We start from the raw sequence: 15156 nt of genomic DNA, 5'->3' as shown, positions 1-15156 counted from the left end.
GGCCCTCGTTCTGTGCGGCTCCCGGAAGGGTCTGTACGGGGGTCAGCTCGGCTCGATCGTGTTGCGCAGACCGGGCACCTTGAGCGTGCCGCCGAACTGGCCGGCCTGGATGACCTCCACGTTCGTGAAGAACGCGAACGGGACGTCGAGCGGCGGTGGGGTCTTCGGGTTGAACGTGACCGGGATCAGACCGAAGAGGTTGCCCTTCAGCTGCTCCGTGTACATGGTCACGGTGCCGTTGCTCATGGTCGACGTCGAGCCCTTGTCGGAGCGGACGTGACCCGTCAGGCCGTCGGAGTGGACGGTCTTCTGGTGCAGGTCCTTGATGTCCACGCCGTTGCTGGCGGTGAACTTCAGGACCTTCTTGATCTTGCCGCTGCCGGTCTTCACCTCGACGATGCCGTGGTACTTCAGGCCCTTGAGCGTGAGCAGGCTGCTCTCGAGGATCCACGGCTCGTCCGGCAGGAGCGCCATGCCCTCCTCGAGCTCCGCCGCCGCGAGCGCCTTCGGGTCGGGCGTCGGGCAGGGGAACCGGGGCTTGGCGTCGTCCGGTATGTCCGTGTCCTTCTTGGCGTCCAGGCCCTTGGCGTCCTCGCCGAGCTCCTCGACGGTCGCGCCGGCCTTGTCGGCGGCCTCCCGGATGGCGTCCTTGGTGCGGTCGCCCGTCCCGTCCAGGGTCGGCTTGGCGGTCGGCTGCGCCGTGGGCTTCGCGGTCGGCTCGGCGGTCGGCGGCGTGGTCGGCTGCGTGGTGGGCCCGGTGGACGCGGTCGGCGTCGGCGTGGCCGTGGGCTCGTCGGGCCCGTCGAAGAAGTCCTTGATCTTCTCGCCGACGCCCAGCGGGTCCAGCGGGTTGACCGTCTTCGTCGGGGTCGGCGTGGGCGTGGGCGTGGCGGACGGCTTGGCGGCGTCCGTGGTGGACTTCTGCGCGGTGTCGGCGCTCGCGGACGGGCTGGCGCCCGGCGTGGGCTCCTTGGTCTCGCCGTCCGTGCCCGCGGTGCCGTCCGTGCCGCCGTCCTCGCCGGGCGAGGCGCTCGCGTCCGGCTTCGGCGACTCGGTCGCCTCGGGGCTCTTGGACTCCTCGGGCTCGACCGGCTCGTCCGAGCGGGTCACGCAGGGACCGGGCGCGAAGGGGATGTCCTTCTCGTCGGCGAGCGCCAGCTTGGGCGTGAGGCCCATGCCCACGAGGACCGCGGTCGGCATGGCCGCCAGGGCCATCGCCTTGCCCGCGGGCACCTGGAGCTTGGTCAGCAGCGACTTGCGCGGTGCCGCGTGACGCGGCCCCCTTCTTGCCAGAGTGGCGTCGCCCCCAGCCGTCTCCGACTGTGTTTCGTCACCCCGCACTGTTCCTCCCGCCGTTGGCGTCGATCGTGGTCTCGGTCGCGTGCTCGTTCGGGGCCTGCTCCTGGCCTTCGCGCTGCTCGGGCAGCGCCAGCGGCTTGATCATGGTGACCTCGGCCACCGGGGCCGGCTCCGCCGCCGGCTCGGGCGCGGTGTCCGCGTCCCTGCCCGCCGCGTCGACCGGGGCGCCGGGGGCCCAGGCGGCGGAGAGACCGCCGCCGATCAGCGCGCAGATCAGTCCGAGGCCGAAGCCGCCGAGGTTGGCGACCGGGATGGACACGAGCGCCAGCACGATGGCGGCGATGCCCGCGAAGACGCGGACCACTGACTGGAACCACATCGTCAGGCCGAGGGTGACCAGCAGCACGCCGATGATCAGCGAGCCGGCGCCGGCCGTGGTGGCCATGGCGATCGTCATGTTGCCGAGCCGCATGTCCGCGTACGGCAGGTAGGCGATCGGCAGACCGCCGATCATGGTGAACAGCCCGCCCCAGAACGGCCGGTTGCCCCGCCACGCCTGAAAGCGCAGCCGCCAGTAGGTGAATCCGCGGGAACCAATGGACTCGGCGCTCATGGAAAACAGCTCCCTGGAAGCGGTGTTGCTGAGAAGTTCGAGTGGTGCCGCACTGCGGCGGCTGATCCGGAACGGGCGGGGCCGTCTGCACGACCCCGCCCACCGGCCGAGTACTACTACTCGGTGAAGCACTCCTTGGTGCCCTTGTGCAGCTTCAGGCTGAGGTCCGGGAGGCGGAAGGTGCCGGCGGTGGTCGCCCACGCCTTCTGCTCCACGTTGTCCAGCTTGGCCGTCTTGGCACGCTGCGAGAAGCCGTACGGGTTGGCCTGGGTGCCCGGCTGAATGCCCGGGTCCTTCAGGGAGCCCGCGGCCACGCCGATGTCGATGTTGCCGAACTCGGCGTCCGCCTTCAGCGACGAGACGTCCAGGTAGATGTCCTTGGCGTAGACCCGCTTGTTCGGGTCCTTCGCGCCCTCGGTACCGGCGCGCAGCTCGAGGCTGACGTTGCCGATGAACGGGACGTTCGGGGTCACCACGGACTGGCACATGTTGGTGATCCAGGCCTCGGAGAAGCCCGAGACACCGACCGGCTCCGCGAACGGCTTGCCCTCGAGGGTCTTGCCGCTGGCGATGCTGCCGTACTGGACGAAGTCGTTGCCGACGAGGCTGTCGGCCTTAACCTTGAACTCCTGGCCGGAGATGCTGAAGGACGCGGCGAGCGCGCCCTGAGCCAGGCCGACGCCGATCGCGGCCGTCGCGGCCACGCTCGGCACCATGACGACGGCGAACCGCTTCCATCTGGTCCCGCCACGAACCTGGGACTTCATGAGAATTCCTCCTTCTCGGACGTACATCTCCGGATGGGCCCAGGGCCCGTCCTGGGATGGGAGAAGTGCTACGTCCTCGGGAAGGAGAGCGCCGTAACTTCAGGCGCGACGCGCGTCCGAATCACCGGCGATCACCCCCGAGCGACAACCACTGGCCACGCCTTGCGCGCAACCGCTGGACAGGCCCTGCCGGCAAGAGCAGGAACCCCCCTGTCCACGACCCACGGCGCCGCCGTCGGTCCACTCGGTGGGGACCCTCTCCGCGATCCCGGTTGGGTGCCGGGCTGGTGTGGAGAGGACCGAGCGTGGCCGATCGTGGTCCATTCCGGCCCGGGGCACAAGAGGGTTCGTTACTCGCTAGTAACGGCTGGATAACCACGCCACGACAGCACGCCGTCGGGCGGGTACACAGGGTGCCGTCAAGTCGCCCGACAAAGGAGAGGAACTCCGGAACAATCCGGACAGAAATCAGGGTTCGATTTACTACGAGTAACAGCGGCCGCGATTACCAAGTTTTGGTAAAGCGCGGCCGTGTCACATCGCTCTGTCGCCAAATCGACGGGGGCGAAGGGTCAGAACAGGACCCGGGCGAGCGCCTGTCGGGCCGCCGTCACCCGCGGATCGTCGGCGCCGATGACCTCGAAGAGTTCGAGCAGCCGCAGCCGGGCCGCGTCCCGGTCCTCGCCGGCGGTGACGCGCACGGCGTCCACCAGGCGCCCGAAGGCGTCCTGCACATGGCCGCCCACCAGATCGAGGTCGGCGGCGGCGATCTGCGCCGTCACGTCCTTGGGGTTGTCCGCGGCGTTCTTGCGCACCTGCTGGGGGTCCAGCCCCTGGACGCGGGCGAGCAGTTCGGCCTGCGCGAGGCCCAGCTTGGCCTCCGGGTTGCCCGGGTCGTCGGCCAGCACGTTCCGGTACGCCTGGATCGCGCCGCCCAGGTCGCCCGAGTCCAGCGCGGAGACGGCGGCCGAGAGCAGCGCGTCGTACGGACCGGCCGGAACCTCGGCGACATCGCCCTCGCCGGCCTCCCCGTCCACGACGAGCCCGGTCAGACCGAAGCGCTCCTCGCCGACCTGGATCAGCTGGTCGAGGGTGGCGCGGATCTGCGCCTCGGGCGCGGCGCCCTGGAAGAGCGGCAGCGCCTGACCGGCGACCACCGCGAAAACGGCCGGAATCCCCTGGATCCCGAACTGCTGCATCAGCATCTGGTTGGCGTCGACGTCCACCTTGGCGAGGACGAAGCGCCCGTTGTATGCGATCGCGAGGCGCTCGAGCAGGGGGCCGAGCTGCTTGCAGGGCTCGCACCACTCGGCCCAGAAGTCGATGACGACCGGGACCTCGGAGGAGCGCTGCAGGACGTCGCGCTCGAAGCCCGCCTCGTCGACGTCGATCACCAGGGCGGAGGGGGCGACGGCTCCGCCGCCGCCGCTGCGCGCCGACTCGGCCCGCGCCTGCTCCGCCTTGACCTTGGCCTCGCCGGCCGCCTTCACCGCGGCGAGGTCGACGACGCCGTTCATGGACATGTTCCTAGGCTGCATGGGTACATCCTCCCCCTTCCGCGCGCGTAACCGGAAAGCCATGGCCATTCAGTTGTCGTGCTGTACATGCGTGCGCACCGGGTCCCCACCCGGTGCTGTGGTTGTCGCGGGGGCCGCTCAGCCCTTTCGCTACGGGTCGTAGCGTAATGCCACGGCGGGGGGTACGGGAAGGAGCGGGGGGTGAACCGCCTCACACTCCACGACCGGGGCCGGTCAACCTACTGGCGGGTATGGTCGCCTGCATGTGTCGCCGCACCACCTCCCGCAGCCGTACCGGACGCCCTCGCTCCGCCGAGGCCGATCTGGCGATCCTGGACGCGACACGGGCGGCGCTGGTCGAGCTGGGCTGGTCCAAGCTCACGATGGGCGACGTGGCGACGCGGGCCGGCGTCGCCAAGACCACCCTGTACCGGCGCTGGGCCAACAAGAACGAACTCGTCGTCGACGCCGTCGCCGTCCTCTTCGATGAACTCGAACTGCCCGACCTGGGTTCCCTGCAGGCCGACATCGAGAACGTGGTCGTCCAGTTCGCCGCCCTCCTGGAGCGGCCGGAGACCAAGACCGCGCTGATGGCGGTGGTCGCCGAGTCCACCCGCGACGAACCGCTGCGCGAACGCATCCGCACCTCGATCGTCGACCGCCAGAAGCGGCTGGTCCTGGAGGGCCGCCAGCGCGCCCAGGAACGCGGCGAACTGCCCGTCGACCGCGAGCCGGCGGCGGTCGCGGCCACCGACGCGCTGATCTTCGACGTGGTGGCGGGCGCGGTGGTGCACCGGGCGCTGGTGAGCGCGGAACCGGTGGACGGGGACTGGGTGAAGCGGCTCTCGGCCCTGCTGCTGGGCGGGCTGAGCGCGGCGGCGGAGCGGTAGGAGACGGAGCGACGAAAGGGAGGGGCGGTACGGGCATCAGGCCCGTACCGCCCCTCCTTCGCTGCGCAGGCTCTAGAAGCCCGGGGGCTCGGTGTAGACGCCCCACTCGTCCCGCAGCGCGTCGCAGATCTCGCCGAGCGTGGCCTCGGCGCGGACCGCGTCCAGCATCGGGCCGATCATGTTGGAGCCGTCCCGCGCGGCCGCGAGCATCGCGTCGAGCGAGGCGCGCACCTCGGCGTCGTCGCGGCGACCCTTGCGCTCGCCGAGGACGCGGACCTGCTCCCACTCGACCTCGTGGCTGACCCGCAGGATCTCCAGGTCGCCGGTGACCGAGCCGTGGTGCACGTTGACGCCGACGACCCGCTTCTCGCCCTTCTCCAGGGCCTGCTGGTAGCGGAAGGCGGACTCGGCGATCTCGCCGGTGAACCAGCCGTCCTCGATGCCCCGCAGGATGCCGGAGGTGATCGGACCGATCGGGTGCTGCCCGTCCGGGTGGGCGCGCCGTCCGCGCTCCTTGATCTGCTCGAAGATCTTCTCGGCGTCGGCCTCGATCCGGTCGGTGAGCTGCTCGACGTACCACGAACCGCCCAGCGGGTCCGCGACGTTGGCGACGCCGGTCTCCTCCATCAGCACCTGCTGGGTGCGCAGCGCGATCTCGGCGGCCTGCGCGCTGGGGAGCGCGAGGGTCTCGTCGAGGGCGTTGGTGTGGAGGGAGTTGGTGCCGCCGAGGACGGCGGACAGGGCCTCCACGGCGGTCCGCACGACGTTGTTGTACGGCTGCTGGGCGGTGAGCGAGACGCCGGCGGTCTGGGTGTGGAAGCGCAGCCACTGGGCCTTGTCGGTCTTGGCCCCGTACACGTCCCGCATCCAGCGCGCCCAGATCCGGCGCGCGGCGCGGAACTTGGCGATCTCCTCGAAGAAGTCGAGGTGCGCGTCGAAGAAGAAGGAGAGACCCGGCGCGAACACGTCGACGTCGAGCCCGCGGGACAGGCCCAGCTCCACGTACCCGAAGCCGTCGGCGAGGGTGTACGCGAGCTCCTGCGCGGCCGTGGCCCCGGCCTCGCGGATGTGGTAGCCGGACACGGAGAGCGGCTTGTAGGCGGGAATCCCGGCAGCGCAGTGCTCCATCAGGTCACCGATGAGGCGGAGGTGCGGCTCGGGCTGGAAGAGCCACTCCTTCTGCGCGATGTACTCCTTGAAGATGTCCGTCTGCAGGGTGCCGTTGAGGACGGCGGGGTCGACGCCCTGCCGCTCGGCGGCGACGAGGTACATGCAGAAGACCGGCACGGCGGGCCCGGAGATGGTCATGGAGGTGGTGACATCCCCGAGCGGAATGTCCTTGAACAGCACCTCCATGTCGGCGGCGGAGTCGATGGCGACACCGCAGTGGCCGACCTCTCCGAGCGCCTTCGGGTCGTCGGAGTCGCGGCCCATGAGCGTGGGCATGTCGAAGGCGACCGAGAGCCCGCCGCCGCCGGCGGCCAGGATCATCTTGTACCGCTCGTTGGTCTGCTCGGCGTTGCCGAAGCCGGCGAACTGGCGGATGGTCCAGGTCCGGCCGCGGTAGCCGGTGGCGTGCAGACCCCGGGTGAAGGGGTACTCGCCCGGCCAGCCGATCCGCTCGAACCCCTCGTACGTGTCGCCGGGCCGGGGCCCGTAGACCGGCTCGACCGGGTCCCCGGAGAGCGTGGTGAAGTCCGCGTCTCGCTTGCGGGCCTTGTCGTAACGGGCCTGCCAGCGTCGGCGGCCTTCCTCGATGGCGTCAGCGTCCATGCTTCGAATTTACTAGGACGTCCTAGTAAATGTCGATGGCAAACCCCCGTGCGAATCCGCACGGGGGTTCGGACCGGCCCGCCGGTCAGGCCTTGACCGGCTCCGGCTGCACGCCGCTGACCAGCGGAAGCGTGTCACGGACGACCTTGCGCTCGACGAAGAACGCGGCGAACGGGATCGTCCCGGACAGCAGCACCCACAGCAGCCGTCCGAAGGACCACTTGGCCTTGGAGCCCAGGTCGAAGGCGAAGACGAGATAGATGATGTACAGCACGCCATGGGCCTGGGAGACCATGAAGGTCACGTCCTCGCCCGTGTCGAAGCCGTACTTGAAGACCATGCACGTGCAGAGCACGAGGAGCATGACGGCGGTCACGTACGCCATGACGCGGTAGCGGGTCAGCACGCTGGATTTCATGGCTTCGAGGGTAACGGCACGTACCGGGCGATCTTCGCGCGGGTCAGGACTCGTCGAAGTCGTGCGCCGCGACCCGGAGGGGCCGCAGCAGGGCGAAGATCTCGCCGCACTCCTCGGCGTCGTACGCGCCGAGGCCGAAGTCCATCCCCATCAGGTCCCGCGTCGCCGCCTCGACGACCTCGCGCCCCTTCTCGGTGATCGACGCCAGCGTGCCGCGTCCGTCGTTGGGGTTGGGCCGCTTGTCGACGAGCCCGGACTTCACGAGCCGGTCCACGGTGTTGGTCACCGACGTGGGATGCACCATGAGCCGCTCCCCGATCTTCGACATCGGCAGCTCGCCGGCCTTGGAGAAGGTGAGCAGCACCAGCGCCTCGTACCGCGCGAAGGTCAGCCCGTACGGCTTCACCACGGCGTCGACCTCGGCGAGCAGGATCTGATGCGCCCGCATGATCGACGTGATCGCGGCCATCGAGGGCACCGGCCCCCACCGCTTCTGCCAGAGCTCGTCGGCTCGGGCGATGGGGTCGAACGGGAGACTGAGCGGCTTCGGCACGCCCAAGACCTTACCGACTGGTCATATGGCGGTCAGCACCGTCTCGGCCCTCGGTACGAAGGCTCGAGCCTTGATACTTCGCTCGCATCCTCCGGTCGTAGGAGGCAGCCGTCTCCAGCCCCGCGCTCGCACGGCGCTCGTCCAGGCGCTCAGGGTCGTGCACGGGCAGGAGGTGCATGCCTGCGCCCTCGCCCGTGTACTGCGTGCCGTAGAGCTGGGGCTGGTCGAAGGCCACCAGGACGCGATCGGTGAGACAGGCGAGGTGCCGAGCGGGGGCGTCATGAGCGTCCACCGCAATCTGCAGCAGTTCCAGAGCCTCAAGCTGAAACTCGGGGTCGCGGTCGGCGTGCTGCACAAGGAGCCAGGCGTCGTCGGCGCCCTGCTCACCCACCAGCGCGACGCCGGGCCAGCCGTGCTCGGCGACGATCGCCTTGAGCCACATGGTGTTCTCGGCGTCGACCTCGAACAGATCGCCCGGCCGGCCGGTCCGGAGCAGCTCGTTGCGCGCCCGCCGGTCGGCCTCGGCGCGGCGTCGGAGGTCTGCGGCGAGGTCCGGTACGTCACAGGAGGCGACAGTGTCCTCAGGTTCCCGGTACGTCGTGATCTCCGATCGTGAGGACCGGCATGGGGGCACGGTCGAGTCTGTGGTGGACGAACCCGTCGCCCGCCCCGAGGCGGGTGAATCCGGCCTTTTCCAGAACTCTGCCCGAGGCGGGGTTGTCGGGACGGTGCTTCGCGCCGAGGGAGTCGAGGCCGACGGCCGTGAAAGCGAAGGCCACGAGCTGCCGTACGGCCTCGGTCGCGTGGCCGCGTCCCCAGTTGTCGTCACGGAAGACGTAACCCAGCCGCCCGTGAGCCCCGGGGCGGCGGCCGAGCTTGACCACGCCGAGCAGGTCCCCGCCGTCGTCCACCCCGAGGATGTACTGCACGACCGGGTCGGCTGCCGCCCACTCCCCCGCCTGCCGCACATACCGATCGGCCTCCGGCGGGGTCATCTCGGGCCGCATCAGATGCGTGACCGCTGCGCCGCTGTAGATACGGCGGACGGCCGGGGCGTCGGCCCGGGTCAGGGCACGGAGCGCGGTCACGAGGTGCCCTTCGCGGGGGTGAGGACCGAGGCGAGGGCCTGCACCGTGGGTCGGTCCTCCGGGGACGGGGACAGACATGCGGCGATCGCGTCCTCGAACTCGGGGAACGGCCACGGCCGGGTGTCCCGCACCGCGAGGGTGGCGCCTTTCGCGACTGCCCGCAGCTTGTCGAGCCGGTCCGCGTCGTTCTCGTAGGCGACGGGCCGATGCCCGGTCCAGCACCAGTACAAGGACGCCCCCAGACCCCAGACATCCGCGGGCGGCTCGGCCTGGATGTGCGTGTCTTTGGTGGTGGACAGAACGGCGTCCGCGATCTCGGGCGCCGTGGTGTGGGTGAGTGCGCCCCGGTACGGCAGCCGCGGCACGTTGCCGGGACCGCAGGCCAAGGCGTAGTCGACGACCACCGCGCCGCCGGTGTTCGTGATCAGCGTATTGGTGGGCTGGACGTCGGCGTGCGCCCATCCGGCGGCATGCATCCGTGCCAGCTGTGCGGCCCAGGTCCGGGCGACGCCCAGAAGCCACGAGCGGACCGCTGGCCGGTCGCCTTCGGGACCACGGGCGAGGGCGAACGCCCGCCACGTCGGAGCACCGTCTACCCAGCGGACCGCGAGCCACCGGCCGCCTTCGCAGGAACCGGCTGCGACCCGGTAGCCGGGGTTGAGCACGCCCGCCTCGGTGAGGCGGGCGAGGTGCTCGTCCTCCTGGGCCATCTCCGCGGCCTTGTCGCGTGAGGCGGCGTCGCCGGGGTCGTTCGCCTTCAGCGCGACAGCGCCCCGGGAGCCCTGGATCTTCCAGGCCCGCGAACCGCGCCGGTCGCTCAGGAGCCGGGCAGTGACGGCCTCGCCGACGTGGACCCTGAGGAGTTCGACGGCTTCACCAGGGGGAGGAAGCGCTTCGCCCATGTGCGGATCTCCGTCCAGTCGTGAGGGATGTGCTGAAACACGTCGCGGCCGTCCTCCTCGGCCACGGCGAGCGCGGCGGCAAGGTCGGGCGTCGCGCGGAGGAACTCCGGGTCGCGTCGGGGGACGGCGGCTCGCACGGGGATGAACGACACCGGGGAGACCGGGATGCGTTCACCACTCCGTGTGCGCTCCTCCTCCCCCGCACAGAACTTGCCGAACATGACCCCGACGGGCCCGTACAGGTGCTTGAGAACCCAGTGTGGCCACGCCATGAGTTCGCGGATGCGGATGCCGGGGACTTCGCCCAGGATGACGACGTTCTCGCACCGGAGGGACCCGCGAGGCCGATGAATCGAGCGGCGTAGGCGTTCGGCCGCGTGGACCCCTGCGTGGAACAACTCCGCCTCGACGGCGTCCGCTTCGCCGGCGGTCCGGTAGACGGTCCAGGAGGTCAGGCCCTGCCGGAGGGAGGGGGCCAGGTAAGGGCAGTGCACCGTCATCTGCTGCAGATATCCGGCGACGTCGATGGACCGCGGCCTGGTGACGCCGGCCTCGACGAGGTGGAGCGCCCCGGCAGTCGGCCGGGACGCTCCGCCGGTGCGCGTGAGCTTCACCGACTGCCCGGTACGGCGTCGTCGCCGTCCCCGCTGGTGGGAGAGCAGTCCCACTCGGCCACGACCTTCCCGGTGTCGCGATATCGGGCGAACCCGACTGTGTCGAGGACGCCTGCGGCGTCGGTGAACCAGATCTCCGGCAGCGGCCCGTACGTCTCCTCGTACGTGGCCACCCAGGCGATCGGACCGGCCCCCTTCACCTCGCGGTGGCCCAGGACGGCCCCGGCGTGGTCGGTACTGAACGCCGCGTACTCGGCGGTGTCGAGCAAGTGGTGCCAGGCGGCGTCCACGGCCGGCGAGAACATCTCGGCCGGGGATTCACCGTTCTCGAATCGCTGCCCGGCGATGGCCAGGAAGCGGCCGAGTTCGCGGCGCTCGATGGTGGTGTGGGACATGGTGGTGCTCCTCTCCGAGTGGCGAGTCACCAGTCAACGGCCGTGAGACGGCGGCCGACAGGAAGAGTTGCCGTCGGATTGCCTGCGTCCGGCCGGAAAACTTTGCCCGCCCATGACTCGGCGGCTGTTCGCGCCGTACGGCCCGGGCTACGTTCTGCCGCATGGCAGCGAACGTCATCCTCAAGCACCGGATGCACGAACTCGGGCTCACTCAGGACGAATTGGCGTCTCGGATGAACGTCGCGATCGAAGAGCTCTGCGGCAGGCCGGGCGACGTGTCCGCACGTACGGTGCGGAATCTGCTCAGCGGGAGCACTCGCAGGCCCATCGGTCGCACCTGCGCCGCGCTGGAAGCGGTGTTCGGACGCCCCGTCGCGGCTTTAGGGTTCGATCCACCTCGTACCGCCGCACCAGCGGAGGACCCAGTGCACCGACGAACCTTTCTTGTCGCGGCGACCGGCTCCGCCGTCGCCGCTGCCGCCCCGGTACGACGTTCGCGCCTGGGACAGTCCGATGCGGACCGGTTCCACCGGGAGTACACCGGACTGCTGCACGACGACTCCCGGCTCGGCGGAGCGGCACGGATCGAGAGCCGCGCCGTCGAGCTCGCGGTCCAGGTGCAGTCCTCGCTCACCGACGCCGGCGCCTCGGAACACGTTCGACGCCAGATGTACCGACTGGCCTCCGAGATCACGTGCCTGGCGGCGTTCGCCGCCATCGACTCGAGCGCTCCCCGGCGCGCACGCGCCCACCTGGACAAGGCCCTGACCCTCGCGGGCCTCGCGCGCGACAGCGAGACCATGTACCGGGTCTGGGACCATCTGATGCTCTCCTTCAGCCAGCGGGAGGATCACGCCGAGGCGGCGGCCGGCGCGGAGGTGATGAAGCGATCGTCCGTCGCCCGGCGTGACCCGCTGTACGCGTCGCTGGGGCATATGCGCCATGCCAACGCCCTGGCCAGGCTGCGTCTGCCCAGCGAGTCGCTGCGGGCCGTGAACCTCGCGGAGAAGTCCTTCGAGCGGGCCCGGGGCGAGCAGCCGTCGGCGTGGATCGCGTTCTACGACGTGGCCGAGTTCGACGCGCTGTCGTCCTACCTGTGGACGGCGCTCGGGCAGCACGAGCGGGCAGAGTTCTGTCTTCACCGCACTCTCGCCGCGCTCCCCGGCGACAAGGTCCGCAACAAGGCGCTGTACACGGCGCATCTTTCGCTCTGCCAGGCGAGGCAGGGGGAGGTGGAGCTGGCCTGCGCGACCGGAAGGCGCGCCGCCGCGATGTCGGCTTCCGCGCCCGGGTCGCAGCGCACGGCGAACACGCTCGCCAGAACCCGCCAGGTGGTCGCGGCCACGGGCACGAACGCGCCCGAGGTCGTGAGCTGGATCGAGGAGTCACGCCGATGGATCTGAAGTGGTACACGCACGCCGACGCGCAGGACGTTCGCTCCTTGCTCCTGGACATACATGACGAGGTGTACGCGGACGATCCCGACCCGTTCCACTCGCGCGAACGGTTCTCGTACTTCGTCGACCTGTGGTCGGGGCGTGAGGACTGGTCGTGCGTCTCGGGGTGGGAGTACGGCGGGCCGGTCGGTTACGCGTACGGGTCGGCGTTCAAACCGGGCGGCTGGTGGAAGGGCACGGCGCGGCCCGGGGATGTGAGAGGCCGGATCTTCGCCCTGTCCGAGCTGATGGTGGTGCCCGAGTGGCAGGGCACCGGGCGGGCGCGGCAGATCCACGACGCGTTGGTCCGGTCCCTCGACGTCGACTTCGTGACGCTGCTCGTCGACTCCGGCCACCCCAGGGTGCAGGCGCTGTACGAGAAGTGGGGGTACGAGAAGCGGGACGAGGCCAGGCCCTCGGACGACTCCCCCGTGTACGCGGTGATGGTCCGTACGGTGCTGAACTGACGACCGGAGGGCTCAGCGTGCCGCGGCGGTGAGGGGGTAGTCCGGGAGGGTTATGTCGCCGGCCTTGGCGAACTGGGCGGCGAGGATGTTGCGCATGGGCCAGCGGGTCATCTGGCGCATGGAGAGGTCGCGCAGGCGGATGCCGAGCCGGCCCGAGGGGGCGTAGCCCGCGGCGCCGCCCGGGGGGAGTTCCTGGGCCTGGGTCACGTAGGGACGCATCACCTCGTCGTAGCGGCGGAAGGCGACGTGGTGGTCGCCTGCGGCGGCGGCGAGTTCGCCGGCCAGGACGTAGGCGCCGACCAGGGCCAGGCTGGTGCCCAGGCCGGTGAGCGGGGTCGCGCAGTATCCGGCGTCGCCCAGCAGTGCCACGCGGCCGCGCGACCAGCGGTCGAGGCGGACCTGGCCCATGGAGTCGAGGAAGAAGTCGGGGGCGGTGCGCATCGCCCGCAGCAGGCGCGGGGTCTCCCAGCCGGCTCCCGCGAACCGCCGGGCGACGAGTTCCTTCTGGGCGGCGATGTCGTGGCGGTCGTACGCGAGGGGCGGCGAGCGGAAGCTGAGGCCGGCCTTGATCTCGCCGGGGGCGCGGCCCGGTCTTGCCGAGGCGACCAGGCCGCCGGGAGCGTTGTGCATCAGGTACCAGCCGTCGAGGTCCAGGTCGGCCTCGGCGGTGAACCAGGTGGTGTAGAGGCCGAGCGGGTGGACGAACTCCCGCTCCGGGCCGAAGGCCAGCCCGCGCACCACGGAGTGCGGCCCGTCGGCGCCGACGACCAGATCGAACCGGCGGGGCGCGGCCCGCTCGAAGGTGACGGTGACCCCGTCCGCGTGCTGCTCGACCGCGGTGATGGTGTCGTCGAAGACGTACTCCGTGTCCGGCAGCGTGGCCTCGTACAGCATGCGCGCGAGGTCGCCGCGGAGGATCTCGATCTCGGAGACGATCCCCTCGCCGCCGAACGCGTCGGCGGGCAGCCGGGCGGTGGTGCGGCCGGAGGCGTCGACGAGGGCGAGGCCGCGCTGGTCCACGCTCTCCGCCCTGGCCCGGTCCATCAGGCCCATTCGCTCGATCACCGTGCGGCCGGCGCCACGCAGATCCACCGTCTGCCCGCCCGGCCGGGGGGCGGGCGCGCGCTCCACGATCGTGACCGTGAAGCCGGCCTTGCGTAGCCAGTACGCCAGGGCGGGGCCCGCTACGCCGGCACCGCAGATGAGTATCTCGTTGGTCTGCATGGAGCCGAATGTACGGCGTACGCGTTGCTCTATGCAAGGGCGTAAATCGCTGCCTGGTAACGGGTATTGGGGCCTTGTGCACTAGTACGCAGAGCGTGAGCGCGGGGTCGGCCGCCACCGCCTCCGCCCCCTCGCACGCTAGGATGACGACCATCCAGGTGCACTAGTGCGGAGGGTGTCGGTGAGCGGACAGGCGGGGGCGCGCTACGGCCAGATCGTCGGGGAGTTGCGGCGGCGGATCGAGACGGGTGAGCTGGCGCCGGGCGATCGGGTGCCCTCGACGCGGGAGATCACCCGGCAGTGGGGGGTCGCGATGGCGACCGCGACCAAGGTGCTGACCGAGCTGCGCCGCGAGGGCCTGGTCCGCGCCGTTCCCGGTGTGGGGACGGTGGTGGAGACGCCGAGTCGGCCGGTGCGCGGCGCCCGTCCCGCAGCCGTCCCGCGCACGGGCGGACTGTCCGGCGCGGGTCCCGCCGGGCTCACGCTCGGGCGGATCGTCGCCGCCGCGGTCGTCGTCGCCGACGAGGAGGGGCTGGCCGCGGTCTCGATGCGCCGGGTGGCCGCCGAGCTCGGGGTGGCGACCATGTCGCTGTACCGGCATGTGGCCGACAAGGACGACCTGCTGACGCGGATGATGGACGTGGTCATCGGGGCGGATCCGCTGCCCGCCGACCCGCCGGCGGGCTGGCGGGACACGGTCGAGTTGGCGGCCCGGCGGCTCTGGGGCCTGTTCCGCCGCCACGCGTGGCTGGCGCCGGCGATGTCGATGACCCGCCCGCAGGTGATCGCCTCGGCGCTGCCGTACAGCGAGTGGATCCTCTCCGCGCTGCACGCGCACGGACTCGATCTGCACACCGCCTTCACCGCGCACCTGACGCTGCTCAACTACGCCCGCGGCATGGCCGTCAACCTGGAGTCGGAGCGGGAGGCGGAGGCGCACAGCGGTCTCGACGGCGAGGAGTGGATGGACGCCCAGGAGCCCGCGCTCCTGGCGGTTCTGGCGTCGGGACGGTTCCCCTCGGTCTCCCGTCTCACCGAGGCCGGTTACGACTTCGACCTCGACGCCCTCTTCGAGTTCGGGCTCCAGCGCCTCCTCGACGGGCTCGCCCCGCTCCTCGACGAGCCCTCCGCCGGCTGAGGCACTCCGCCGCGGCCGGTGTCGCGTCGCACCCGGGCGTCGACCGGGCGGTATGTGACGAT

Annotated in this window: 17 protein-coding genes; 4 read left to right on the top strand and 13 right to left on the bottom strand. The window is 70.7% G+C overall.

What is annotated here, in order from left to right; translation table 11 throughout:
• Window positions 1–42: 42 nt before the first annotated feature.
• The 4 genes from ACGFMM_RS05600 to ACGFMM_RS05585 all read right to left on the bottom strand — a co-directional run bounded on the left by ACGFMM_RS05600 (window position 43) and on the right by ACGFMM_RS05585 (window position 4217).
• Complete coding sequence (locus tag ACGFMM_RS05600) at window positions 43–1341, bottom strand: hypothetical protein (protein WP_393643419.1); 1299 nt, start codon at window positions 1339–1341, stop codon at window positions 43–45.
• Entirely contained in the window at window positions 1331–1912 is a 582-nt protein-coding gene (locus ACGFMM_RS05595; protein ID WP_393643417.1) for a DUF6114 domain-containing protein, read from the bottom strand. Before ACGFMM_RS05595 ends, ACGFMM_RS05600 begins: the two co-directional genes overlap by 11 nt.
• 116 nt (window positions 1913–2028) lie before the next feature.
• A complete protein-coding gene (locus ACGFMM_RS05590; RefSeq protein ID WP_393643415.1) occupies window positions 2029–2679 on the bottom strand; it encodes a DUF6230 family protein in 651 nt (216 codons plus the stop codon).
• A 572-nt stretch (window positions 2680–3251) separates the two neighbouring features.
• On the bottom strand, window positions 3252–4217 hold the full coding sequence (locus ACGFMM_RS05585) for a tetratricopeptide repeat protein (RefSeq protein WP_393643414.1): 966 nt from the start codon (window positions 4215–4217) through the stop codon (window positions 3252–3254).
• Window positions 4218–4459: 242 nt separating this feature from the next.
• Here ACGFMM_RS05585 and ACGFMM_RS05580 point away from each other — a divergent pair, with 242 nt between their 5' ends.
• Window positions 4460–5086, top strand: a complete 627-nt coding sequence (locus ACGFMM_RS05580) for a TetR/AcrR family transcriptional regulator (protein WP_393643412.1) — start codon at window positions 4460–4462, stop codon at window positions 5084–5086.
• Between the two features lie 72 nt (window positions 5087–5158).
• On the opposite strand, the gene ACGFMM_RS05575 is transcribed toward ACGFMM_RS05580, so the two are convergent.
• From ACGFMM_RS05575 to ACGFMM_RS05540, 8 genes are all read right to left on the bottom strand, one after another.
• Window positions 5159–6859, bottom strand: coding sequence for a methylmalonyl-CoA mutase (locus tag ACGFMM_RS05575; protein ID WP_393643410.1), 1701 nt, complete (start codon window positions 6857–6859; stop codon window positions 5159–5161).
• An 85-nt stretch (window positions 6860–6944) separates the two neighbouring features.
• The gene (locus tag ACGFMM_RS05570; protein ID WP_393643408.1) at window positions 6945–7277 is read right to left on the bottom strand and encodes a DUF3817 domain-containing protein; all 333 of its coding nucleotides are present in this window, start codon (window positions 7275–7277) and stop codon (window positions 6945–6947) included.
• 43 nt (window positions 7278–7320) lie between these two features.
• Window positions 7321–7830, bottom strand: a complete 510-nt coding sequence (locus tag ACGFMM_RS05565; protein WP_393643406.1) for a MarR family winged helix-turn-helix transcriptional regulator — start codon at window positions 7828–7830, stop codon at window positions 7321–7323.
• A gap of 10 nt (window positions 7831–7840) precedes the next feature.
• Window positions 7841–8464 (bottom strand): DUF6624 domain-containing protein, encoded by a 624-nt coding sequence (locus ACGFMM_RS05560; protein ID WP_393643405.1) that lies wholly within the window; start codon window positions 8462–8464, stop codon window positions 7841–7843.
• Window positions 8412–8918, bottom strand: coding sequence for a GNAT family N-acetyltransferase (locus tag ACGFMM_RS05555; RefSeq protein WP_393643403.1), 507 nt, complete (start codon window positions 8916–8918; stop codon window positions 8412–8414). The genes ACGFMM_RS05560 and ACGFMM_RS05555 overlap by 53 nt, the downstream gene beginning before the upstream one ends.
• Window positions 8915–9820, bottom strand: coding sequence for a hypothetical protein (locus ACGFMM_RS05550; RefSeq protein WP_393643401.1), 906 nt, complete (start codon window positions 9818–9820; stop codon window positions 8915–8917). The genes ACGFMM_RS05555 and ACGFMM_RS05550 overlap by 4 nt, the downstream gene beginning before the upstream one ends.
• Window positions 9736–10320, bottom strand: coding sequence for a hypothetical protein (locus ACGFMM_RS05545; RefSeq protein WP_393643399.1), 585 nt, complete (start codon window positions 10318–10320; stop codon window positions 9736–9738). The genes ACGFMM_RS05550 and ACGFMM_RS05545 overlap by 85 nt, the downstream gene beginning before the upstream one ends.
• 110 nt (window positions 10321–10430) lie before the next feature.
• Window positions 10431–10829 carry a hypothetical protein gene (locus tag ACGFMM_RS05540; RefSeq protein WP_393643398.1) on the bottom strand — a complete coding sequence of 133 codons (399 nt, stop codon included), beginning with the start codon at window positions 10827–10829 and terminating at the stop codon, window positions 10431–10433.
• A 425-nt stretch (window positions 10830–11254) separates the two neighbouring features.
• Here ACGFMM_RS05540 and ACGFMM_RS05535 point away from each other — a divergent pair, with 425 nt between their 5' ends.
• Both ACGFMM_RS05535 and ACGFMM_RS05530 read left to right on the top strand, forming a co-directional pair.
• On the top strand, window positions 11255–12232 hold the full coding sequence (locus ACGFMM_RS05535; RefSeq protein ID WP_393643396.1) for an XRE family transcriptional regulator: 978 nt from the start codon (window positions 11255–11257) through the stop codon (window positions 12230–12232).
• Complete coding sequence (locus ACGFMM_RS05530) at window positions 12223–12732, top strand: GNAT family N-acetyltransferase (RefSeq protein WP_393643394.1); 510 nt, start codon at window positions 12223–12225, stop codon at window positions 12730–12732. The genes ACGFMM_RS05535 and ACGFMM_RS05530 overlap by 10 nt, the downstream gene beginning before the upstream one ends.
• A 12-nt stretch (window positions 12733–12744) precedes the next feature.
• Here the strand turns inward: ACGFMM_RS05530 and ACGFMM_RS05525 are convergent, their stop codons facing one another.
• On the bottom strand, window positions 12745–13956 hold the full coding sequence (locus ACGFMM_RS05525; RefSeq protein ID WP_393643392.1) for an FAD-dependent monooxygenase: 1212 nt from the start codon (window positions 13954–13956) through the stop codon (window positions 12745–12747).
• A 181-nt stretch (window positions 13957–14137) separates the two neighbouring features.
• Here ACGFMM_RS05525 and ACGFMM_RS05520 point away from each other — a divergent pair, with 181 nt between their 5' ends.
• Window positions 14138–15094, top strand: a complete 957-nt coding sequence (locus ACGFMM_RS05520; RefSeq protein WP_393643390.1) for a TetR/AcrR family transcriptional regulator C-terminal domain-containing protein — start codon at window positions 14138–14140, stop codon at window positions 15092–15094.
• Window positions 15095–15156: the final 62 nt, after the last annotated feature.

Origin of the sequence: Streptomyces sp. NPDC048604, from assembly GCF_043199435.1 — a bacterium.
Classification (GTDB): Bacteria; Actinomycetota; Actinomycetes; order Streptomycetales; family Streptomycetaceae; genus Streptomyces.
The sequence above is the reverse complement of the archived record's forward strand: the minus strand, read 5'-3'. Positions and strand labels throughout refer to the sequence as shown.